Annotated in this window: 22 protein-coding genes; 11 read left to right on the top strand and 11 right to left on the bottom strand. The window is 55.4% G+C overall.

What is annotated here, in order from left to right; genetic code table 11:
* Positions 1–95: 95 nt before the first annotated feature.
* On the top strand, positions 96–773 hold the full coding sequence (locus FAES_RS15870) for a class I SAM-dependent methyltransferase (protein ID WP_015332256.1): 678 nt from the start codon (positions 96–98) through the stop codon (positions 771–773).
* Here FAES_RS15870 and FAES_RS15865 read toward each other — a convergent pair.
* A complete protein-coding gene (locus tag FAES_RS15865) occupies positions 730–1,464 on the bottom strand; it encodes a hypothetical protein (protein ID WP_041257948.1) in 735 nt (244 codons plus the stop codon). The two genes, FAES_RS15870 and FAES_RS15865, sit on opposite strands and share 44 nt — an antisense overlap.
* Positions 1,465–1,487: 23 nt before the next feature.
* Complete coding sequence (locus FAES_RS15860) at positions 1,488–2,063, bottom strand: phosphatase PAP2 family protein (RefSeq protein ID WP_015332255.1); 576 nt, start codon at positions 2,061–2,063, stop codon at positions 1,488–1,490.
* A gap of 177 nt (positions 2,064–2,240) precedes the next feature.
* On the opposite strand from FAES_RS15860, the gene FAES_RS15855 reads away from it, so the two are divergent.
* Positions 2,241–3,227, top strand: a complete 987-nt coding sequence (locus tag FAES_RS15855; protein WP_015332254.1) for a M48 family metallopeptidase — start codon at positions 2,241–2,243, stop codon at positions 3,225–3,227.
* Positions 3,228–3,346: 119 nt separating this feature from the next.
* Positions 3,347–4,378 (top strand): lipid A deacylase LpxR family protein, encoded by a 1,032-nt coding sequence (locus tag FAES_RS15850; RefSeq protein ID WP_015332253.1) that lies wholly within the window; start codon positions 3,347–3,349, stop codon positions 4,376–4,378.
* Positions 4,379–4,384: 6 nt separating this feature from the next.
* On the opposite strand, the gene FAES_RS15845 is transcribed toward FAES_RS15850, so the two are convergent.
* The 6 genes from FAES_RS15845 to guaA form a co-directional block, all read right to left on the bottom strand.
* The gene (locus FAES_RS15845) at positions 4,385–5,293 is read right to left on the bottom strand and encodes an ABC transporter substrate-binding protein (protein ID WP_015332252.1); all 909 of its coding nucleotides are present in this window, start codon (positions 5,291–5,293) and stop codon (positions 4,385–4,387) included.
* 34 nt (positions 5,294–5,327) lie between these two features.
* The gene (locus tag FAES_RS15840) at positions 5,328–6,239 is read right to left on the bottom strand and encodes a sugar phosphate isomerase/epimerase family protein (RefSeq protein WP_015332251.1); all 912 of its coding nucleotides are present in this window, start codon (positions 6,237–6,239) and stop codon (positions 5,328–5,330) included.
* A 59-nt stretch (positions 6,240–6,298) separates the two neighbouring features.
* Entirely contained in the window at positions 6,299–7,072 is a 774-nt protein-coding gene (deoC, locus tag FAES_RS15835) for a deoxyribose-phosphate aldolase (protein ID WP_015332250.1), read from the bottom strand.
* A gap of 46 nt (positions 7,073–7,118) precedes the next feature.
* Positions 7,119–8,102, bottom strand: coding sequence for a tryptophan--tRNA ligase (trpS, locus tag FAES_RS15830; protein WP_015332249.1), 984 nt, complete (start codon positions 8,100–8,102; stop codon positions 7,119–7,121).
* Positions 8,103–8,192: 90 nt separating this feature from the next.
* On the bottom strand, positions 8,193–8,636 hold the full coding sequence (locus FAES_RS15825) for a nuclear transport factor 2 family protein (protein ID WP_015332248.1): 444 nt from the start codon (positions 8,634–8,636) through the stop codon (positions 8,193–8,195).
* A 219-nt stretch (positions 8,637–8,855) separates the two neighbouring features.
* The gene (guaA, locus tag FAES_RS15820; protein ID WP_015332246.1) at positions 8,856–10,388 is read right to left on the bottom strand and encodes a glutamine-hydrolyzing GMP synthase; all 1,533 of its coding nucleotides are present in this window, start codon (positions 10,386–10,388) and stop codon (positions 8,856–8,858) included.
* 180 nt (positions 10,389–10,568) lie between these two features.
* On the opposite strand from guaA, the gene FAES_RS15815 reads away from it, so the two are divergent.
* Entirely contained in the window at positions 10,569–11,000 is a 432-nt protein-coding gene (locus FAES_RS15815; protein WP_015332245.1) for a LytR/AlgR family response regulator transcription factor, read from the top strand.
* Between the two features lie 311 nt (positions 11,001–11,311).
* A complete protein-coding gene (locus tag FAES_RS15810) occupies positions 11,312–11,725 on the top strand; it encodes a LytR/AlgR family response regulator transcription factor (protein ID WP_041257945.1) in 414 nt (137 codons plus the stop codon).
* A gap of 98 nt (positions 11,726–11,823) precedes the next feature.
* Here FAES_RS15810 and FAES_RS15805 read toward each other — a convergent pair whose 3' ends face one another.
* Positions 11,824–12,501, bottom strand: a complete 678-nt coding sequence (locus FAES_RS15805; RefSeq protein WP_041257944.1) for an outer membrane beta-barrel protein — start codon at positions 12,499–12,501, stop codon at positions 11,824–11,826.
* A gap of 320 nt (positions 12,502–12,821) precedes the next feature.
* Between FAES_RS15805 and radA the strand changes: the two genes are divergently transcribed.
* Positions 12,822–14,198, top strand: a complete 1,377-nt coding sequence (radA, locus tag FAES_RS15800) for a DNA repair protein RadA (protein ID WP_041259037.1) — start codon at positions 12,822–12,824, stop codon at positions 14,196–14,198.
* Between the two features lie 87 nt (positions 14,199–14,285).
* On the opposite strand, the gene FAES_RS15795 is transcribed toward radA, so the two are convergent.
* A complete protein-coding gene (locus FAES_RS15795) occupies positions 14,286–16,067 on the bottom strand; it encodes an ABC transporter ATP-binding protein (protein ID WP_041259035.1) in 1,782 nt (593 codons plus the stop codon).
* A 74-nt stretch (positions 16,068–16,141) separates the two neighbouring features.
* Positions 16,142–16,783: a hypothetical protein gene (locus tag FAES_RS30075; RefSeq protein ID WP_015332239.1), complete on the bottom strand. Its 642-nt coding sequence runs from the start codon at positions 16,781–16,783 to the stop codon at positions 16,142–16,144.
* A 163-nt stretch (positions 16,784–16,946) separates the two neighbouring features.
* On the opposite strand from FAES_RS30075, the gene nusB reads away from it, so the two are divergent.
* From nusB to FAES_RS15765, 5 genes are all read left to right on the top strand, one after another.
* Positions 16,947–18,083, top strand: coding sequence for a transcription antitermination factor NusB (gene nusB, locus FAES_RS15785; RefSeq protein ID WP_041257942.1), 1,137 nt, complete (start codon positions 16,947–16,949; stop codon positions 18,081–18,083).
* A gap of 103 nt (positions 18,084–18,186) precedes the next feature.
* Positions 18,187–18,489, top strand: coding sequence for a YtxH domain-containing protein (locus FAES_RS15780; RefSeq protein WP_015332237.1), 303 nt, complete (start codon positions 18,187–18,189; stop codon positions 18,487–18,489).
* A 94-nt stretch (positions 18,490–18,583) separates the two neighbouring features.
* Positions 18,584–19,060 carry a DUF1573 domain-containing protein gene (locus FAES_RS15775; RefSeq protein ID WP_015332236.1) on the top strand — a complete coding sequence of 159 codons (477 nt, stop codon included), beginning with the start codon at positions 18,584–18,586 and terminating at the stop codon, positions 19,058–19,060.
* Between the two features lie 54 nt (positions 19,061–19,114).
* On the top strand, positions 19,115–19,426 hold the full coding sequence (gene yajC / locus FAES_RS15770) for a preprotein translocase subunit YajC (RefSeq protein WP_015332235.1): 312 nt from the start codon (positions 19,115–19,117) through the stop codon (positions 19,424–19,426).
* Positions 19,427–19,524: 98 nt separating this feature from the next.
* Entirely contained in the window at positions 19,525–20,163 is a 639-nt protein-coding gene (locus tag FAES_RS15765) for a hypothetical protein (protein ID WP_229364491.1), read from the top strand.
* Positions 20,164–20,224: the final 61 nt, after the last annotated feature.

Raw genomic sequence — 20,224 nt, 5'->3', positions numbered from 1 at the left:
TGTATTTTAGAAAGATTCACCTATGTTAGAATAGTACAACTGATTCATACAGTAAACACGCGTTTAGCGGGAAAGTGCAACAGATTCATCTGATTATGAAGCACTTTCCATCCCTTATGACCTTCGATTTCATTGCCCCCGTCTACGACAAGCTGGCCCAACTGGTATTTGGGCGCGCCCTTCTGACCGCCCAACAGGCGGCGTGGTGGCAGGTCCCGGCTGGCAGCGATGTGTTGATTCTGGGCGGTGGTACAGGTACGTTATTACCGCGTTTTCTGCGCGACAAACGGCCCCAACGGGTGCTTTACCTGGAAGCCTCAGCGGCCATGCTGCAACGGGCCCAACAAACGGCAGCAAACCCGTCGCAGGTTGAGTTTCGGTACGGCACCGAAGCGTCGCTTGAACCAACGGATCAGTTTGATGCGATACTGCTGCCGTTTGTGCTTGATCTCTACCCCAACGCTACGTTGCAGGCGCAACTCGTCCCCCGGCTATTGGCGGCGCTACGACCCAACGGTGCCTTGTATATCAGCGATTTCGGGCAGCCACGTACCTGGCAGCAGCGGGCCGTTATGGCGGCAATGCTCCTTTTCTTTCGGGTAGTCGCCCGTATCCCGGTGCGGCACCTCCCCGATTGGCCCGCCGTTCTGACCCGACTGGGCCTGGTGGAACAACAGTCGCAAACGTTTCGCGGGGGGCAGCTGCGGGTGGGGCGCTGGGTACGTGCCGCTACAGTTGTTCCAGGGCCTGCTGCACCGCCGTCAGCGGCGTAACGTCGTACCACTCGTCGCCCCCCAGGTTGAGGTATTGCCCGTCGCGCTTGGGCGGGCGAGTCAGGCTGTCTTCGGGGTTGTAATCGTAGGCGTAAACGGTGCTCATGACCTGCTGTAGCGTCTCCCAGGGCAATTGCCGGTTTTTTTCCTGCCGGTTCTGGTAGCGCATCAGCCGCACCGACCGCTCCGCAAACGAGGCGTTCAGCCGCAGTTCCAGATCACCCGTGCGGTTGTAGTCGAGGTAGATCAACTCGAAGGGTTTTTCTTTGCCGCCCGCTTCGTAAATCGCCTGAATCAGTTCCTGGATGGCATACAGAAACGGCTCGGGGTCGGCCGGGGTGCCGGGGCTGGGTTTGCCGCCACTGGGATCAATGGTTACTTCCACGTAATCGTCCTGCTCACCCAGATCGGCTTCGTTGAACGGATCAAGCTCCGTTTGATCAAGTAGCGTCCGGAGGATGGGCAACCAGGCCTCGCCCAGCTCGCCCGACCACGCAAAATCATCGTTGAGCGTAAACCCTTCACCCGTAATATCCTCTTCATCAAGCTCTTCCCGGTCGGTGTAGGTGATGTTAAAATCGATCGACAGCCGGTTTTCCACCGGTTTGGCTGTCAGCGTGTAGAAATGCGTGTAGGGCGGCGGAATCATACCAGCCGACTGAAACCGAACAAGGAGCGACGAAAATGACATAGATAGACGAAATAAGGCAGTGATTACCGGCTGACGCTGGCTTTTCGACGGGTTTGAAGGGTAGTATACACGCGAACGCAACCCCAGGCTGCGACTGTGCCGATGCCCGCCCCCGCCAGTACATCGAGCGGATAGTGGGCCCCCACGTACACACGGCTGTAGGTAACCACAATGGCCCACAAAAATAGCCAGCGCAGCGCTGGGTACGTTCGGCCAAGCAGTAACCAGAGGCCCATGGCCAGCGCAAAGGTGTTGGCGGCGTGCGACGATGCAAAGCCATACAACCCACCGCACGGCAGCACGGGGTGCATCAGCGCCTGCACGGCCGGTTCATGGCAGGGCCGCAGCCGAAGCGTGAGGGGTTTCAGTACCGACGAGCAAACCTGATCACTGATAGCCACACTGACAGCCAGCGTGATTACCAGACCGATTGCCGCTTTTCGGTACTGCCACGCCAGCCACCCAATCAGTAATACGTAAAACGGAATCCAGGTATTCCGCTCGGTAGCCAGCACCATCAGGGGGTCAAGCCACGGGGCGTGCAGGCTATTTAACCACAGAAACAGGTCCGTATCGAGTTGATTAAGCGTTTGGCGCATGGCCGGCAAAAATACGACAAGCGGCCGTATCCGGTGCGTGCGCTCAGGGGTTCGTATACAGTTAGGGCTCGGGAGCCCTAAAAATCACAGGCTTTTAGCAAGTGGTTACAAACAGCCTCATCGAAACCGTACTTTTGGTCACGTTCTCCTTACCTGACTTATTACCTAGCTACGCCTATGCTCCGCGAAAACCTGCTTTCATTTCCTGACCTGGCCGCCACCGAATTCCAACACCCCCTCGACCGTGACGCAACCGGTCTGTTGAAAGGCATCGATAAGTTCCGTTCGATCATCGGCACGCTGAATGCCTACGTCGAGCATTCGATGCACTACTACAACAGTTCGTCGTGCATTCAGGTGAGCGAAACGCAGTACCCGTCGCTTTTCAAGGCCTACAAACGAACCGCCGAGGCACTATCGATCGCCAAACTTCCCGACCTGTACATTGAAACGATCGACGAAATCAACGCCTTTGCCAGCGGCATCGACCGGTTCACGATCAAGATCAACTCGGGCCTGCTCGACATACTGACCGAGCGCGAAACGATGACCATCATCGGCCACGAACTTGGCCATGTGAAGTGCGACCACATGTTTTACAACACGTTTACGTACTTCATCCGGTACTTCGGCGGGTCGGTGACGGGGATGATTCCGCCCCCGTTCAATTCGGCGCTCGACATCAGCGTGCAGCTGGCCCTGCTGGAATGGAGCCGCCGCGCCGAGTTTTCGGCCGACCGGGCGGCGTTGCTGGCCACGCAGGACGCAACGGCCGTGGCGGAGGCGTTGGGCAAAATTGCGGGGTATTCCAAAACCCTCAGCGACCCGATCAGCGTGGAAGCGATTCAGCAACAGGCCAATACGTTTGAAGAATATGTCGACGATAGCTGGATGGCGAAGTTCATCAAGGTGCAGTCGATGCTCAAACAGACTCACCCATATACCGTGCTGCGCGTGAAAGAAATCCTGAGTTGGGCCGACTCCGATCACTACAAGAAAATCCTGGCTGGCGAGTACCAGAAGCAGGTGGCCCTGCCCACTGCCGTTACCGATCCGGCGGCCCCTACTGAGCTGAGTGCGGCCCAGAAAGCCGCGGCTACGCTGGGTAATTCTCTGTCGGCTGGTCTGAAATCCTTTGGTGGGTTTGGGAAAAAGAGCGAATAGTCGCGGTGGCTACATGGGTGGGTGACAGAACGACGCCTGCCCACCTAGTTGACATATGATGGTGCGGGCTAGGCACGCCAGTTTACCTTTGCTGCACGACCGACTGCGACCAACATTCCATGCGCTTTTTCCTTACTAGTTTATTGCTTTTCCGCTTTTTCGCTACGTTTTCACAAGATAGCGCTACAATCGCCCCGCCCCATGTAGCCCGGCCGGTGGGTGCTTTTGTCCAGCTCGATTGGGAAAATGACGCTTTTCAGGTGCATCAGCGCAGTGTTTCCGACCGGTACTACAGCAATGGCGTCCGGGTTTCGCACCTGAGCAACTACTGGAAAAAATGGCCAACTCAACGGGCGCTGCCCCGGCTGTCGGCCAAAGGTGATCGGTCGTATATACCGCTCTATTCGTTGTCGATTGGGCAGGAAATCTACACCCCGCGCGACACCAAGACGGTACGGCGGCCCCTCTACCCCAACGACCGCCCCTATGCCGGGTATCTCTACCTGTCGTGGGGCCTCACCACCACTGACCCGACCGGCGGGCGGCGGCTGAGTTCGGCACTGACGCTCGGTCTAATTGGCCCGACTTCGGGCGCGGCCGAGTTGCAGGAAGGCATCCACACGCTGCTGGGCCAGCCCGTGCCCGTGGGTTGGGGGGCGCAGATCAAAAACGACCCGATGATCAGCTATTCGGTACGCTACGAAGGCCGCAGCATTCCGCGCTTTTCGCCAGTGTTCGACATCATCACCGACGTGGAAGGTACGGTCGGCACCTTAACGAATGCCGCGGGTATGGGCGGTACGCTACGAATCGGGTTGGCCAATGATTATTTTCAGCACCCAACGGGGTTGTATGATGCTGGGTCCATCTCGTCGCGCCGGTTTCAGTGCTACGCGTTTGTTCGGGTGGGTTTCCGGGCGGTACTCGACAACGCGCTGATGCAGGGCGGCTGGCTGAACGGGGCTACCAACTACTACGCCCTGCCCGCCGTCGAACTGCAGCATTTTCTGGGACAGCTGGATGTGGGCGGCGTGATTGGCAGCCAGACCGTGCAACTCGCCTTTATTCAGCACCTCCGCACCGCCGAATTCGTTGGCGCGCTGGTCGATCAGTGGGGACACCTTTCCCTGCTGGTGCGTGTCGGGCGCTAGCTTTTTCTACAATAATTCGTTGGTAAACAGGCTAGTTATGTCGAGTGATTGCGTTTCCAGCCCGTGCTGCCGTAGCCAGTCGACAAACTCCCTGACGCGGCCTGCGTCCATCTGACCCCAGTTCGTTTCGTCGCCATAATAGGCCGCCGTATACGCCTGACTTTTTACCAGATCAATGGCGGTGCGATCGCGCTCAGGTACGTGAGGGGCGAGTAGTGCAACGCTCTCAGGTACGTTGCTGGCGGCGTATAGGAATCCTTTTTGGGTGGCGCTCAGGAAGCGCCGGTAGGTGTCGGCGTTGGTATCGATCTGCTCGCGCGTGGTGAACAGCACCGGCGAATAGCCGTAGGGAATGCCGTAATCGGCGAGGCGGAATTTGGTCAGACCAATGCCCTGCGCCTCGGCTTCTACACCCTCCCAGTTGTCGAAAATCCAAGTGGCATCGGCGCTGCCAGTCAGCAAGGTGTTCCAGATACCGAGCTTATCGGGGTACGTGATGGTCAGATCGCCCCGCCCGCCGTCGTTACTGATCATCTGCTTCACGATGGCATCTTCGTACCGGGCTTTGTAGGAGGCATAGATTCGCCCATCGAGTTCCTTCGGGCGTTTGATCGTGTTGGTCGACAGGGCTACAATCGCGCTGATGTCTTCACGCAGCAAGGCCGCAATGGCCACGACCCGCAACGGAGTGGCTTTGGTATTCAGGCTGATGACGCTCTCGAAGGGAGCCAGTGCCACATCGGCCTGCCCCAGCTCCAGCTTTTTGGCCGGGGTAATCAGGTAATCGTCCTGTTCGGGCGTCAACAGCGTCACATTGAGGCCATTGTCGGCATAATAGCCTAGTTCAGCCGCTACGTAGAAGCCAGTATGATTCGTATTGGGCGTCCAGTCGAGGGCTACGCGTACGTTGTCCATAATTGATTACCGTTGAGTTGATTGTTGATTTGGTTTACGCCAGAAATTGACGCAGGTAGTTCCGGGCGGTCAGGATGGCGGCCCGCACGTCGTCGGGGCTACCTTCGTAGGCTTTGTCTTCTACCTCGATGCAGACGGGGCCACGATAGCGCACGTCCGTCAAGGCCGCAAAAAAGTCCCGCCAGCGCACGTCGCCGAGGCCGGGGAGTTTGGGCGAGTGGTAGTCGAGCGGATTGGCCATGATCCCGACCCTATCGAGGCGGTCGCGGTACAGCTTCACGTCTTTGAGGTGAATATGATGTAGCCGGTCGCGGTACGCGTAAATGGGCTTCACCTCGTCCATCATCTGCCAGATGGCGTGGCTGGGGTCGTAGTTGAGACCCAGCACGCGCGAAGGCAGTATCTCGAACACCTGGTCCCAGATGGCGGGCGTCGTCATCAGGTTTTTGCCACCGGGCCACTCGTCGTCCGTAAACCACATGGGGCAATTTTCGATGCCGATTTTCACGTTGTTTTCTTCGGCTTCCCGCACAAGGGCCGGCCAATGCTCCGCTACCAGTTTGAGGTTGTCCCGAACATTGAGCGACGGATGTCGGCCAATGAACGTGTTAACCACGGGTACGTCCAGTTTAGCCGCGGCCCGAATGATCTTTTTGATGTGCTCCCGGTAAAAAGCCGCCTGCTCGGCGTCGGGGGCGAGCGGGTTAGGGTAATAGCCTAGGCCGGAGATGTAAACACCATATTGCTGGCAAAGCCCCTGAATATGAGCCACGTCCAGGTTATCGACGTCGATGTGCGTTACCCCGGCATACCGGCGGGCGTCGGCGTTGCCGGTGGGCCAGCACATCACTTCCACGCACTTGAAGCCGTGTTCAGAAGCGAATTTCAGGGTTGAGTTCAGGTCATTATCCGCCAGTATCGCGGAAACAAAGCCAAGGTCGAGCATAGGATACAGACAAGTAGTGCGCCGCAAAACTAAACCAGTTCACCAGCCAATCGCGCAGGCTAGTACCCTTTTCCTTCGGGTATGTTTTCCAGTGGCTCGTCGGGCGACACCGCGCCGAAACGTCGGTAGGCCTCCTCCATAATGGCGGCGGTGGCCGATGCACCCAGCCGGGCCACCCCCATTGCCTTCACTTCCAGCAGCCCATCGAGCGTACGAACGCCCCCGGCCGCTTTAACCTGAACGCCCGGGCCAGCGTTGTCGAGCATCACCCGCAGGTGGGGCAAGGTAGCCCCTTCGTAGCTGTACGTGCCATCCGGGCCTTTGACAAACCCATAGCCCGTGGAGGTTTTTACGAACTCCACGCCTACGTCCGAGCAGAGTTGGGTGAGTTTGGCGATCAGGTCATGACGGATCAGGTAATCGTTCTCGAAGATCACCTTCAGAATGGCCCCGTTGGCCCGGCAGGCAGCGTACACGGCCGCAATTTCCGCCTTTACGTAGTCCCAGTCGCCACCCAGCGCTTTTCCGATATTGATGACCATGTCGATTTCGACCGCCCCATCCCGACAGGCCTGAAGGGTTTCGGCGACCTTTACGGCGGTGGTTGAATTGCCCGCCGGGAAGCCAATGACGGTGCCGACCAGCACATCCGACCCGGCCAGCAGTTCGGCCGCCAGGGGCACAGCATAGGGCTTAATGCAGACCGACGCCACATCGTATGTCAGGGCAACGGCGCAACCGTCGCGCAGTTCGGCGTCGGTCAGCGTAGGGTGCAGCAGCGAGTGGTCGATCATCTTGGCGATCTCGCGCAGTAAGGTTGTGTTGGCAGGCATAGGGTTATTGGCGATTACGTCCTGAGTAGCGGTACTGGATCGGCGTCTAACTGAAGCCCATGACAGCCCGCACACGCTGGATTGTCTGGCTGGCTACGGCGCGGGCTTTTTCCTCACCGGCAGTCAGTTCGCGTTCCAGCTCATCGTTGCCCTCGGCCATCAGTTCGGCAAAGCGTTCGCGTTCGGTGGCAAAGCGTTCAACCAGCAATTCATACAGCGCTTTTTTTGCGTGGCCGTAGCCATAACCGCCCGCTTCGTAGTTACGGCGCATCTCGGCCGTCTGCTCAGCCGACGCAATCAGCGCATACAGCTGAAACGTGATATCGGTATCGGGGTTTTTCGGCTCCTCCAGCGGCGTCGAATCCGATTTGATCTTTTTTACGACCTTATAGAGCTCATTGGCGGGCTGAAAAATGTCGATGTAGTTATTGTACGATTTGCTCATCTTGGCCCCGTCGATGCCCGGAATGGTCATAATCCGCTCGTCGATGCGCGCTTCGGGCAACACAAACACCTCTGTCCCATACTGGTTGTTGACGGCCGAGGCAATATCGCGGGTCATTTCGAGGTGTTGGCGCTGATCCTTCCCCACCGGCACCAGGTTGGCGTCGTAGAGCAGAATATCCGCTGCCTGCAGCACGGGGTACGTAAACAAGCCCGAACTCACCGCCGATTTGCCCAGCTTGTCTGCTTTGTCTTTATACGACGTGGCATTATCGAGCATGGGCACCGGTGTAAAACAGTTGAGGTACCAGTACAATTCGCTGTGCTCGACCACCCGTGACTGCCGCCATAGTGTGTTCTTGACCGTATCATAGCCAAACGCCAGCCAGGTAGCCGCAATGGCCCGCACATACTCGCGGCGGGCAGTGCCGTCGCGCAGCGTGGTGAGTGAATGAAGGTCAGCAATGAACAGAAACGACTCATTACCAGCCTCTTTCGATAAGTTGATTGCGGGCAGAATAGCCCCCAGAATGTTACCCAGATGCGGGCGACCGCTGCTCTGAATCCCGGTTAAAATACGTGCCATAGGCCGCGAAATTAGTAGACGTCCGACAATGTACGATGATTAATACGCCTGACAGGCTATCCATACGCTGGCAGGCTGCGCGCCGTACACTCAGTTAGCCAGCCGACTCGCTGCCCATGATACCAGCTGCCAGCGTTTTTTACCCGTTCGATGCCATACGTCGGTGTAGGCCATGTACAGCGGCGTTGGCTTGCCATCGAGCACCACGGTTATACGTACCCGACCAGTCAGAATTGCCGTCGGCCCGAAGAGCCGCACCGTTGCCGACTCCACCTCCGTGGCTCGGTAGTCCCATTTGCCACTCAGAATTCCCCCGATGTACTGGCTTTTGGTCTCGGCTACGCCGTTGGAATGGGTGTAGATCAGGTCGTTGGCCAGCAGCACGTTCAGCGCCAGGCTGTCTTTGTTTATCTGCGCCGTAAATCGTTGCTGATCCAGGGCCTTCAGGCGTTCGCGTTCAGGCGATTGAGCGAGTACTGATAACGTGGCGCAGAAAAATACCAGTAGGCAGAAAACGGCAGGACGGATGTGCATGATTGGTAGGATTTAGGTGGGCGAAATTACGCGCAAGTTCATCACAAACAGCCGGTTACAAAAAATGAACGAACCAGTTTAGCCAGGCGATAGCCCACCGACCTGCCTACGTTACCGCTTCGATTCGGCAGCGTTGGCCCGGCGGCACCAATGAGTTGCCAAACGGGCACAAAAAACCCGCTACGGTTAGCCGCAGCGGGTCTGTATGCTCAGGAAAAGCTATTCCCACTCAATCGTGGCGGGTGGCTTGCTCGAAATATCGTAGACAACGCGGTTGACGCCTTTCACCTTGTTGATGATCTCGTTGGAGATGTCGGCCAGGAAGGTGTACGGCAGGTGCGCCCAGTCGGCGGTCATCCCGTCGACGCTCGTAACGGCCCGTAACGCTACCACGCGTTCGTAGGTACGTTCGTCGCCCATCACGCCTACGCTCTGAATGGGCAGCAGGATGGCACCCGCCTGCCAGACCTGATCATAGAGCCCTTCGCGGCGCAGCCCGTCGATGAACAGGGCGTCCACTTCCTGCAAAATCTGTACTTTCTCCGGGGTAATATCGCCCAGAATACGAATGGCCAAACCGGGACCGGGGAACGGATGCCGCCCCAGAATGAACTCGGGCAGGCCCATTGACCGCCCAACGGCACGAACCTCGTCTTTAAATAACGTATTCAGCGGCTCCACAACCTTCAACTTCATGAAGTCGGGCAGGCCGCCCACATTGTGGTGCGATTTGATCGTAGCCGACGGCCCTTTCACCGACACCGACTCGATAACGTCGGGGTAAATGGTGCCTTGTCCTAGCCAGCTAACGTCCTCAATCCGGTGGGCTTCCTGATCAAATACGTCGATAAAGGTCTTGCCAATGGCTTTCCGCTTGGCTTCCGGGTCGGTGAGGCCAGCCAGCGCGTGGTAGAACGGCTCTTTGGCGTCGACGCCCTTCACATTTAGCCCCAGCGTCTTGTAGCTATCCAAGACGCCTTCAAACTCGTCTTTGCGCAGCAGGCCATTGTCGACGAATATACAGTACAGGTTCTTGCCAATGGCGCGGTGAATCAGCATGGCCGCTACCGACGAGTCAACCCCGCCCGATAGCCCAAGCACCACTTTATCGTCGCCGAGCTTCTCTTTCAGGCCGGCCACGGTCGTATCCACGAAGGAGTCGGCGGTCCAGTTCTGGCTACAGCCGCAAATATCGACTACGAAGTTTTTCAGCAGTTGTTTACCCTGTAGCGAGTGCGTCACTTCGGGGTGGAACTGAATGCCGTAGGTTTCTTCACCCTGTGCCTGAAAGGCCGCTACCCGTACCGTATCGGTCGAGGCAATCACGTCGAACGCCTCCGGCAGTTGCGTAATGGTATCGCCATGCGACATCCACACCTGCGATTGCAGATCGATTCCCTGCAACAGCCGGTTTTGAGCCTCAACGGCATTTAGGCGGGCGCGGCCATATTCACGAATAGCCGAGGGCTGCACTTCGCCCCCGCTGCTGTGTGCCAGCAATTGGGCCCCGTAGCATACGCCGAGGAGCGGTAGCCGGTGGCGAAAAGCAGCCAGATGAATCGTGGGTGAATCGGCGTCCCGAACGGAACAGGGACTGCCTGACAGAATAACGCCCTTGACGTCGGGCGAGATGGGAGGAATGTTGTTGTACGGATGAATTTCGCAGTACACATTCAGTTCGCGCACCCGGCGGGCGATGAGTTGGGTAAACTGCGAACCGAAATCAAGAATCAGAATTTGTTCGGTAGCCATGGTCAGCTTTACAAAGCACAAAACTACGGCATTTTGCCCGTTGCGTCGAATTAGGGCTTAATTATTGAAACGTATATAGGTAACTGGTTGCTCATTCCCCATTCATCTGCATCGGCAATGAGCAGCTAACTAGCCTGATAACCAACGGCAACCCTTTAATTTTCGTCTCACTCAAACCGAATGAAAATCATGACGTCCGAATCTTTCTTCGATGCGCTGTCGCTACCCTTCCACAAAACTGTGGAAAAAAATTCCCCCTCGGCCAACAACCAAAAGCTTCTCATTCCCTTTTTCGACCGGAAACGCACGGTAGCAGTCGATGAAATTGTACGGTTGGAAGGTTCGGGTAACTACACCAATTTTTACCTCAAAGACGGCACCAAAATGCTGGTGTCGCGGACCCTTAAAGAATACGAAACACTGCTCGACGGCCAAGCCTTTGTACGCGTTCACAAATCGTGCATCGTGAACCTGGGTTTTGTTCGTAAGTTCTTCGTAAAAAAAGAAGGTGAGCTTGAATTGGCCGATGGTCAACAGGTAAAGATTTCACGGCGGCGGGCCCAAATGTTCGTCGATCGGATCCGCGAATTCAGCCCTGCTTTAGTGAGCTAGTTTTCCGCTTCAGAGCCGATAAACAGTTTGTCAACCGGATTCGGGCAGTTTAAACACTGACCGGGTCCGGTTTTTTGCGTACTGGCAGCGGATTTACCGTTGAATAAAGAGTACGTAGTTCTACGTGATCGGTAAGGGGGATACACGCGAAAAAACACATCAATCTTTTGTCAATCAATTGATTTTCAATTATTTACACTATATTTTCCATGTCGATACAGTCAATGCAGTTTTTAGTAAGCGGCAATCTGCACCTAATTTTGATCTATCAAAAAGCAACAGAAACCTGTCTTCTAAACGCTCAGACTAGTATGGATGCTACATTTTCAGCCCCTGCCACATCAGTAGTTACGCCCCATTACCCGGCCTCGTATCAGCGCAACACGCAGCGCATCGCGCTTCCTTACCTGAACCGTACTGTGATGGTATCCATCGATGACATCGTTTGTCTGGAAGGTGAAGGAAACTACACTTTTATTCACACCCGCGACCGCCGCAAATACCTGGTGTCAAAAACCTTGAAAGAGTTTGAAAAAACCCTTGACCCAGCCATTTTTATCCGCATTCATAAATCAAATATTATCAACTTGGCCTACGTGCAGCACGGGGTTTTTGCCCGTGACCGAATTGTGCGGATGGCCGATAATCGGGAAGTGACGGTATCGCGTCGTCGGATGCGTGAAATCACGGCCATGATGAATCAGTACCAGCAGTGGCTCAACTAGTCCACCCCCTTCATTCATCCACTCCAATCCCTTTTTTGCATTAAAAAACCCACCGGTGACAACCGGTGGGTTTTTTAATGCAAAATGGAAGCACGACCCTAGAACAGCCGATAGGCCAGTGTGATCTGCCACGATTTCGACCGTTGGCCGAAGCTGCCCGTGTTGGTGTTGACCTGCACGACGTCGGACAGATTTCCGATGTAGCGAGCATCCAGGCCCAGTTTACCCAAGTCAAGGCCACCGCCAATCTGGTAGCTGTAGTAGGCCTTCGACCAGGCGTCGCTAAAGCTGTTGTTGCTGTACTGACGAATGGCGTCGCCCAGACCAGCGTTGTTGTCAATCCGGAAGGAAGCCATCGGCCCAACCACGAAGCGAAGCGGGCCACCTTTCAGGCCGAGGAGCACAGGTACGTCGAAGCTTGTCGTCTTCACCGTTACGTTTTCGGTCTGTCCGTTGCGGGTGATGTCCAGTTGCCCCTCAATGGTGGTGTAAAGTAGCTCGGGCTGGATGAACAGGTTGTTACCAAAACGGGTGTAGATACCAAATGACGTGCCCGTACGGCTGTTCAGGCTAGCGTTGATGTTATCCCTGAACGTCTGTCCATCGACGTTCACATTGGGTGATCCATTCGGATTGGTACTGGCACTGACGAAGTTACCTAACGTGAGTCGCGACAGGTTGATACCACCTTTGATACCAATCTGAAAACCGCCGCCCTGGGCGAATGTAAATAGGGGAAAACAGACGAGGGCAAAGCCCAGCAATGTTTTTTTCATGAATGAAGTTGCCTGTAGCATAGTCTTACGGGTTTAACGAGAAAACGGCCGAAAACGCCACAGAAATCAACTTTTTCTGAGGCAACGGCGTTAGTTTATTGAGTAATTGCCCCTACCGAAGGCTCAGAAATCGGGCGTTCATGACCACCCTCGCTCCTACTTGTTCGGTACGTTGTCGGTTCGATGCATAACGTACCTGAACGTTTAATTCAGCGGGCATTAATTTGTTGTTTACTGCCAAAACTCCAGTTGCGGCGGGCGATTATCGGCTTGCTTTGTTAACCCTGAAGCTGGAGCTTCGGCCTTATAGCCCCACCCTCGTGGCCAAAATCAAGACTATTTACTTCTGCCAGAATTGCGGGCATCAGTCGCCCAAATGGCTGGGGCGTTGCCCATCGTGTGGCGAATGGAATACCCTTGTCGAAGAGGTCGTCCAGAAAGATGAACCGGCCGCCGGCGGTTGGCGCGTGACCTCGGGCCCGGCCAAACTTACGCCTAAACCCAAGGCACTGCACGCCATTCAGTACGAAGAGCAAGCCCGAACCCTTACGGTCGATAACGAGCTGAACCGGGTGCTGGGCGGCGGGATCGTACCGGGCTCGCTGGTGCTGATTGGGGGTGAGCCGGGCATTGGTAAATCCACACTGTTACTTCAAATTGCCCTTTCCCTCACGGGCATGCGCGTTCTGTACGTATCGGGCGAAGAAAGTGAGCAGCAGATCAAGATGCGGGCGGAGCGCCTCGACGTACCCACGAGCGACTGCCACATCATGACCGAAACGTCCACGCAGAATATCTTCCGGGTCGTCGAGCAGTTCGAGCCGGAGGTACTCATCGTCGATTCGATCCAGACGATGCATTCGTCGATGGTCGAGTCGGGCGCGGGCAGTGTGTCGCAGGTACGTGAGTGCACCACCGAATTCATGAAATATGCCAAAGAATCGGGCGTACCGGTATTCATGATTGGGCATATTACGAAAGAAGGCTCGCTGGCCGGTCCCAAGGTGCTCGAGCACATGGTCGATACGGTATTGACGTTTGAAGGCGATCGCCACACTACTTACCGCATTCTCCGCACCACCAAAAACCGCTTCGGTAGCACCTCGGAACTGGGTATTTACGAGATGCTCGGCAGCGGACTGCGGCAGGTGTCCAACCCGTCGGAGATTCTGATTTCGCAGCGCGACGAGGCCTTGAGCGGCGTGGCGATTGGTTCGATGATGGAAGGCAACCGACCGTTGATGATTGAAATTCAGGCGCTGGTGGGCGTGTCGACTTACGGCACCCCGCAACGGAGCAGCACCGGTTACGACAGCAAGCGCCTGCAAATGTTGTTGGCGGTGCTTGAAAAACGCGGCGGTTTCCGGTTGGGGCAGCAGGATGTATTTCTTAACGTAGCGGGCGGCCTGCGCGTCGAAGACCCTGCCATCGATTTGGCCGTTTGCGCTGCAGTCGTGGCGAGCTACGAAGATGTCGCGATCCCGACCAATGTGGCCTTCGCCGCCGAGGTAGGGCTGGGTGGCGAGGTGCGGGCGGTTAACCGGATCGAATCCCGCATTTTCGAAGCCCAAAAACTGGGTTTCAAGGAAATCTTTGTGTCGAAATATAACCTGAAAGGCCTTGACAGCGACCAGTTTAAGATCAAGATTCGCCCCGTCGCCAAACTTGACGAAGTGTTCCAGGGCGTGCTGATGTAGAGACCACTTCAAGTGCAAGGTCCCAGATCAAACGTTGTCTGTCTATTAGCCGACAACGTTTGATCTGGGACCTTGCACTTAGAGCGGCTATGCTTCTTCCGTCTGTAGCTGCTTATCGTAGAGTTCGCGGTAGATGCCGCCCCGGGCCATTAGCTGCTCGTGGGTGCCCTGCTCCTTGATTTCGCCGTCGTCGAGCACGATGATCTTATCGGCCAGCTTGGCCGACGACACCCGGTGCGAGATGATCACCGTGGTGCGGTCTACCATGATGCGGCGGAGGTTATTCAGAATGATGTTTTCCGTATTGGTATCCACGGCCGACAGGCAGTCGTCGAGGATCAGGATTTTCGGGTCGCGGGCAATGGCGCGGGCAATGCTCAGGCGTTGCTTCTGCCCACCCGAGAGCGTAATCCCCCGTTCGCCGATGCGGGTGTCGAAGCCTTCCGGGAACGCCGCGATATTATCGGTTAGGTCGGCATCGTCGACGGCGCGAAGCACGCGCTCTTGCGGCATCTCGGGCTTACCAAACCGCACGTTGTTGCTGATGGTGTCCGAAAACAGAAAGACGTCCTGCGGAACGTACCCCATCTGACCCCGTAGGTGGCTCAGGTCATAGTCGCGGATGGGTACGTTGTCGATCCGGATTTCGCCCGACGAGGCATCGTACATCCGCATCATCAGGTTGGCCAGCGTACTTTTTCCTGAACCGGTTGTTCCCAGAATAGCAACCGATTCACCCGCCTGCACATCCATCGAAAAGTTGTTCAACGCCACAATACCCGTATCCGGGTACACAAACCGAACATGCTCGAACGTGAGCCGACCGGCAATGTCGCGGGTGATGTTTTTGGTCGACACCAGACTCGTCTTGATTGACATAAACTCGTTGATGCGCTGTTGCGAGGCCGCCGCCCGCTGCGTTTGGCTGGTCGTCCAGCCGAGAGCCATCACCGGCCAGGTCAGCATGTTGACGTACAGGATAAACTCAGTGATGTTGCCCGACGTCAGTCGACCCGCCAGCACTTCCTGCCCACCCACATACACGACCAACACGTTGCTGAGACCGATGAGCAGCACCGTCATAGGTTGCCAGAGGGCATCAACCAGCGTCAGGCGGAGCGATTTGTTCTGATACTCGTCGGCTTCGCGCTCGAAGCGTTGCACCGAATTTCCCTCCTGCACAAAAGCCTTCAGCACCCGTATACCCGAAAACGCTTCCTGCACATACGTACTCATGCGCGACAAGGCCCGCTGAATTTCTTCGGACCGGGCAATCACGATGTTCTCAACCAGGTAGATACCAATGGACAAAATGGGCAACGGCAGCAGCACGTAGAGCGTCAAGCGGGCGTTGATGCTCACCATGTAACTAATTACCAGCACAAACAACACCAGCAGGTTGAGCCCATACATGATGCTTGGCCCTACGTACATGCGCACTTTGCTGACATCTTCCGAGATGCGCGCCATCAAATCGCCGGTATTGTGTTGGCGATAAAATGCGAGTGGCAGCGTCTGATAATGGTCGTAGATATCGTTTTTCAGATCAAATTCGATCAGCCGCGACATCACGATCAGCGTTTGGCGAACCAGAAACAGGAAGAAGCCCTTCAGCAGTGCCAATGCGAGCATCAGCAGCCCGTACAGCAGAATACTAAAGGCAAACACCTCATAGATAGCGGGTTGCAGCGACGTGCCGTCGTACAGATAATAGATATCGAGCGTTTCACGCACCAGATCCAGTGCGTAGCGCACCAGCTGAGCGGGGAAAATGCCGAACAGATTCGAGATAATGGTAAAAACCGTCCCCCAGATCAAATACCACTTATAGCGGGCCAGGTACTTGTTCAGGTGGGCAAGGGCGCGTATTGTTTCCACAAAGACTATGCGTTATGATAGGTCAACGCGGATAACCGGATTCCGGTTTCAGAGCGCACCACGGCTTATTCCCACAAGATGCCCGACGAGGTAAGGGCGACAACGGCATACAGCACCATGCCCATGTAGCCGGTTGCCAGCAGCAGGGCGGCAACAGCCCACCCTTTGCCCCGGAACTGCCCCCGGTTACGGCGAATTTTGGCCAGTGCCCCGGTCGCCAGAAACAACGACGCCACCGGCAAAGCCAGACTGGCCAGCCACGCCCAACTGGGTAGGCTTCTGAACAGCAACAGCCCATACGGCAGCGCACTGCCAGCCAAAGCATAGATTGCCCCTTTAGGTACGGCTCGTTTTGTGGTGAAGGTATCGGGTAACCGTGGGGCGGTGTAGCTGTCGCCCGCCGCCGCAAACATGACGGGTTGTTGCAGCCAAGTACGTCGGCGGATCGGTTGAGCGTCCGGGTTTGGGTGACGTACCTGAGCAGCGCCGACCGGCGGTATCGGGCGTGTCTGCACTGACAGTTCCCGCTCCGTTCCGGCTACCGGCAGCGAGTCAACTTCGGCCGTAGGTAGAGGATCGGGTAATTCTTCGGAGGTAACGAAGTGCGTAGGTGTTGGCCGGAAGTAAGCCGATTGGGTGGAGCGACAATTAAGCAAAAAGAGGGTACCAATGGCCAGAAGGCCACTTTTCACAAACACCGGAATCATACAGAGGAAGGTAGAGTTATATCATGCAACGGCTGGCTACTATTGGGAAAGCTACCCAGAAAGCCGTATTTTTGCAATGATTTCAGAATGTTCTTTTTCTTATCGGTAGATTTAGTAGGATTTAAGCGGCATGTTAAGCAGGCGATTACTCCGTATCAAGGTTATGCAGACGCTCTATGCGCTTCGGCAGGCCCATCAGTCCACAAAACAATTGGCTCACGATGGCATTAGCGATCAGTTTCAGCCTGATTTAAACTCCATGAAGCCGCAGAACAAGCGGCAATTGGAAGGGTACCGCCAACTGGCAAGCCTACTGTTCGACGAAGCCATCCGCACCAATCAGTCGGCGCAGGACGACGACGCGCCCACGGCTGTGCTCAACGCTGCCAACTCGGCCCTCACCTACTATCAGAACCGCTCTCGTAAAGACCAGCAGTTTTTGTCGGGTCGGCTGCTGGAAGCGGTCAAAGACATCTACAGCGATTACCTGCGGGTATTGCAGTTGCTGGTTGAGTATGGACACGTCTCGCGCCTCGATCGCGAGCGGCAGTTTCCAGACCCCGACGAAACCCCGCTCACGTACGAGTCAGACCTGAGCCAGAACAGCATCATTCGGGCGTTGGCCGAACACGAGCCCTTGCAGAATGAGCTGGTGCGGCGCGGTATCTCGTTTGCCGATGACCTCGCTTTTCTGCGGAAAACCTACAAGGAGGTGCTGAAACCCGATGAAACGATTCGGGCTTACTGCTCAACCAAGGAGCATAACCCGGAAGACGAGCAGGCGCTGGTGCAGTACATGCTACGGCAGTTGCTGTTCAAAACAGACAAGATTCGCGATTACCTGGCCGAAATTGATCTGGCCTGGACCGAGAACAGCGAGGTGGTGCGGGGCATGGCCATCCGTACGCTCAAGTCAGCGCAGAGCGTAACGGGCCTCAAGCTCGAACAGCTTACCGACGACTGGGAGGCAGACGAGCGGTTTTTGGATGACCTCTACCAAAACGCCGTTCAGCGCGACGCCGAGATTGAAGAATTATTGGTTGAGCACCTCAAAAACTGGGAAATTGACCGCGTGGCTCAACTCGATTTGATTATCCTCAAATTGGCTGTCTGCGAAATGCTTACGTTTGCCAATATCCCGGTTAAGGTAACGATCAACGAGTATATCGACCTAGCGAAGACGTATAGCACCCCTAAAAGTGGTACGTTTGTCAATGGAATTTTAGATAACTTGTCTGCCAAACTGAGTGCCAGCGGTAAACTTCGTAAGAGTGGCCGTGGGCTGTTGGACAATAAATGAGTTTTCAGTTTTTAGTTGATCGGTTTGCATGCGCCGACCCGTCGGGGGCTGCAACGAGGTATAAACTGAAAACTCGTAAACTGAAAACTACCAAACTAAATTTATGAGCAGATCAGGCCGTGATTTAGCCTTTTTTCTGAGTGGAATTACCACAGGTGCCATTTTGGGGTTGCTTTATGCGCCCGAAAAAGGAACAGTTACCCGCGATCGGTTGTCGTACCGGCTATCGAAGTATCGCGAACAGTTGGAACAGTTGCTCAACGATCTATTAAACTCCGCCGATTTGCCCGAAAACTTCCAGAAGTCGGAAGGGCAGCGCGTTGTAAATGATGCCCGCGAGAAGGCCGAACGCCTGCTCGAAGACGTCGACCGGCTCATGGCTCAGATCAAACAACAGGGCGCCTAACTCGAAAAGGGCTTACCAGGCAACGTTCATGGGCCGGGGCTACCCAGTCATCGACACGTCAACGCTGTTTTAACCCATTTTTGACCCAAAATCAATGATTCTCAAGCATACGATTGTCAACCTGTCGCTGTGGCTGGCCATGGGTTTAGTGTTGGGAAGTACCGGATGCAGCAACCGCCGCGATGCTAATGGGCAACCGGTTGGTGAGGCTAACACCATCAAGGGAAAGGCGGCCAAAATCGAGTTTCAGGAAAAAGACCTGCACGATTTTGGTACCATTACCGAAGGCGATACCGTCGAGCACATTTACAAATTTGTCAATAAGGGCGAGTTGCCGCTGGTGATCAACAACATTACGGCATCGTGCGGCTGCACCACGCCTGATTGGCCACGCACGCCCGTTGCGCCCGGTGAAGAATCGTCGATCCGGGTACGTTTCAACAGCCGCGGTAAACAGGGTGAGCAGCGCAAGACCGTAACGGTCTACGCCAACACCGAACCGGCTATGACCGACATCGCCTTTAAGGTCTTGGTGAATCCGAAACCAACGGAAACCGCCTCGACCAAGTAATTCAAACGCGCCCGGCTGCTACGTTGGTAGCCGGGCGTTTATTTTTCAACAACCATGCTTTCACTTCTCTTGCAGGCTCAGGGCTCGCAATATTTCACCATTGCGCTTTGGATTGGCGTGTTGGGGGTCATGTATTTTTTCATGATCCGGCCGCAACAACAAAAACAGAAAGACCAGAAGAATTTCGTCAACAACCTGAAAAAGGGAGACAACGTGGTTACCATCGGTGGCCTGCACGGCAAGATCGTTGCGGTTGAAGGCACGACAGTGGTGGTTGAAGTTGACCGGGGCGTTAAGCTGACATTTGAAAAATCGGCCATTTCACGGGAGGCAACGACGAAAACTGAGCCCGAGAAAGCGGCTTAGGGCCTTCGGCTTCTTCCAGACCTTACACAAAGGATATGCAGCCTAATCAGGACGAATCTAAACGACCGTTCCAGATAAGTAAATGGTTGATCTGCTTGTTGGCTGCTGGTCTTTTCTGGCTCCTCAACGCGTTGAATAAAGATGGGTATTCGCTCAATGTGGAGTATCCCATTCAGTTCAGTTTTAACGATTCGCTTTATGTGCCGGTGACTGCGCTGCCCCGTACGGTTCGTGTGAACGTATCGGGCGACGGCTGGAACCTCCTCCGCCTGTCGTGGCTTCCCTTCCGAACAGAACCGGTTAGCTACGAAGTACGGAACCCGATGCGGGCCTCAATCATCAACACGTCGGCAATGACTGCCGCCCTGGCGGAGCAGATCAAGCATCTTAAAGTAAACTATGTGGTGGCCGATACCCTGGAGATGGGGTTCGACCGCCGTATAACCAAGACCATCCGGCTCGTTCCCGACAGCGCTCATATTGACCTGTTGCCCAGGTACGTGGTATCGAGCGTGATTAATTTGAATCCATCGACCATCACCGTGCAGGGCCCGGCCCGGTTGCTGAGGGGTTTTTCTGACACCATGCTGGTGAAGATTCCCGGCCGACGAATCGCCGACAATTACGACGAAGAGTTGCCGTTAATGGCGCTTCGACATCCGTTGGTGCAACGGAGCAGCGATAAAGTCTTCGTTAGCTTTGAAGTGGCCGAGCTCTTATCGCCAATCAAAAAATAAGCACATGAGCAACCCCGGGATGCTTGAACAGGCTCCCGGGGTTACTTTATTGGGCACATAC

It is taken from the genome of Fibrella aestuarina BUZ 2 (assembly GCF_000331105.1).
Taxonomy (GTDB): Bacteria; Bacteroidota; Bacteroidia; order Cytophagales; family Spirosomataceae; genus Fibrella; species Fibrella aestuarina.
This window is presented reverse-complemented; position numbering and strand designations above follow the sequence as displayed.

Excerpts from the sequence above, each read along its gene's own strand:
- FAES_RS15855 (WP_015332254.1), top strand. The coding sequence starts at position 2,241 with ATGCTCCGCGAAAACCTGCTTTCATTTCCTGACCTGGCCGCCACCGAA.
- FAES_RS15860 (WP_015332255.1), bottom strand. The coding sequence starts at position 2,063 with ATGCGCCAAACGCTTAATCAACTCGATACGGACCTGTTTCTGTGGTTA.
- FAES_RS15805 (WP_041257944.1), bottom strand. The coding sequence starts at position 12,501 with ATGAAAAAAACATTGCTGGGCTTTGCCCTCGTCTGTTTTCCCCTATTT.
- trpS (WP_015332249.1), bottom strand. The coding sequence starts at position 8,102 with ATGGCACGTATTTTAACCGGGATTCAGAGCAGCGGTCGCCCGCATCTG.
- FAES_RS15865 (WP_041257948.1), bottom strand. The coding sequence starts at position 1,464 with ATGTCATTTTCGTCGCTCCTTGTTCGGTTTCAGTCGGCTGGTATGATT.
- FAES_RS15780 (WP_015332237.1), top strand. The coding sequence starts at position 18,187 with ATGAGCAGATCAGGCCGTGATTTAGCCTTTTTTCTGAGTGGAATTACC.
- FAES_RS15825 (WP_015332248.1), bottom strand. The coding sequence starts at position 8,636 with ATGCACATCCGTCCTGCCGTTTTCTGCCTACTGGTATTTTTCTGCGCC.
- guaA (WP_015332246.1), bottom strand. The coding sequence starts at position 10,388 with ATGGCTACCGAACAAATTCTGATTCTTGATTTCGGTTCGCAGTTTACC.
- FAES_RS15850 (WP_015332253.1), top strand. The coding sequence starts at position 3,347 with ATGCGCTTTTTCCTTACTAGTTTATTGCTTTTCCGCTTTTTCGCTACG.
- yajC (WP_015332235.1), top strand. The coding sequence starts at position 19,115 with ATGCTTTCACTTCTCTTGCAGGCTCAGGGCTCGCAATATTTCACCATT.
- FAES_RS15810 (WP_041257945.1), top strand. The coding sequence starts at position 11,312 with ATGGATGCTACATTTTCAGCCCCTGCCACATCAGTAGTTACGCCCCAT.
- FAES_RS15815 (WP_015332245.1), top strand. The coding sequence starts at position 10,569 with ATGAAAATCATGACGTCCGAATCTTTCTTCGATGCGCTGTCGCTACCC.
- FAES_RS15870 (WP_015332256.1), top strand. The coding sequence starts at position 96 with ATGAAGCACTTTCCATCCCTTATGACCTTCGATTTCATTGCCCCCGTC.
- FAES_RS15845 (WP_015332252.1), bottom strand. The coding sequence starts at position 5,293 with ATGGACAACGTACGCGTAGCCCTCGACTGGACGCCCAATACGAATCAT.
- FAES_RS15775 (WP_015332236.1), top strand. The coding sequence starts at position 18,584 with ATGATTCTCAAGCATACGATTGTCAACCTGTCGCTGTGGCTGGCCATG.
- FAES_RS15840 (WP_015332251.1), bottom strand. The coding sequence starts at position 6,239 with ATGCTCGACCTTGGCTTTGTTTCCGCGATACTGGCGGATAATGACCTG.
- FAES_RS30075 (WP_015332239.1), bottom strand. The coding sequence starts at position 16,783 with ATGATTCCGGTGTTTGTGAAAAGTGGCCTTCTGGCCATTGGTACCCTC.
- nusB (WP_041257942.1), top strand. The coding sequence starts at position 16,947 with ATGCAGACGCTCTATGCGCTTCGGCAGGCCCATCAGTCCACAAAACAA.
- deoC (WP_015332250.1), bottom strand. The coding sequence starts at position 7,072 with ATGCCTGCCAACACAACCTTACTGCGCGAGATCGCCAAGATGATCGAC.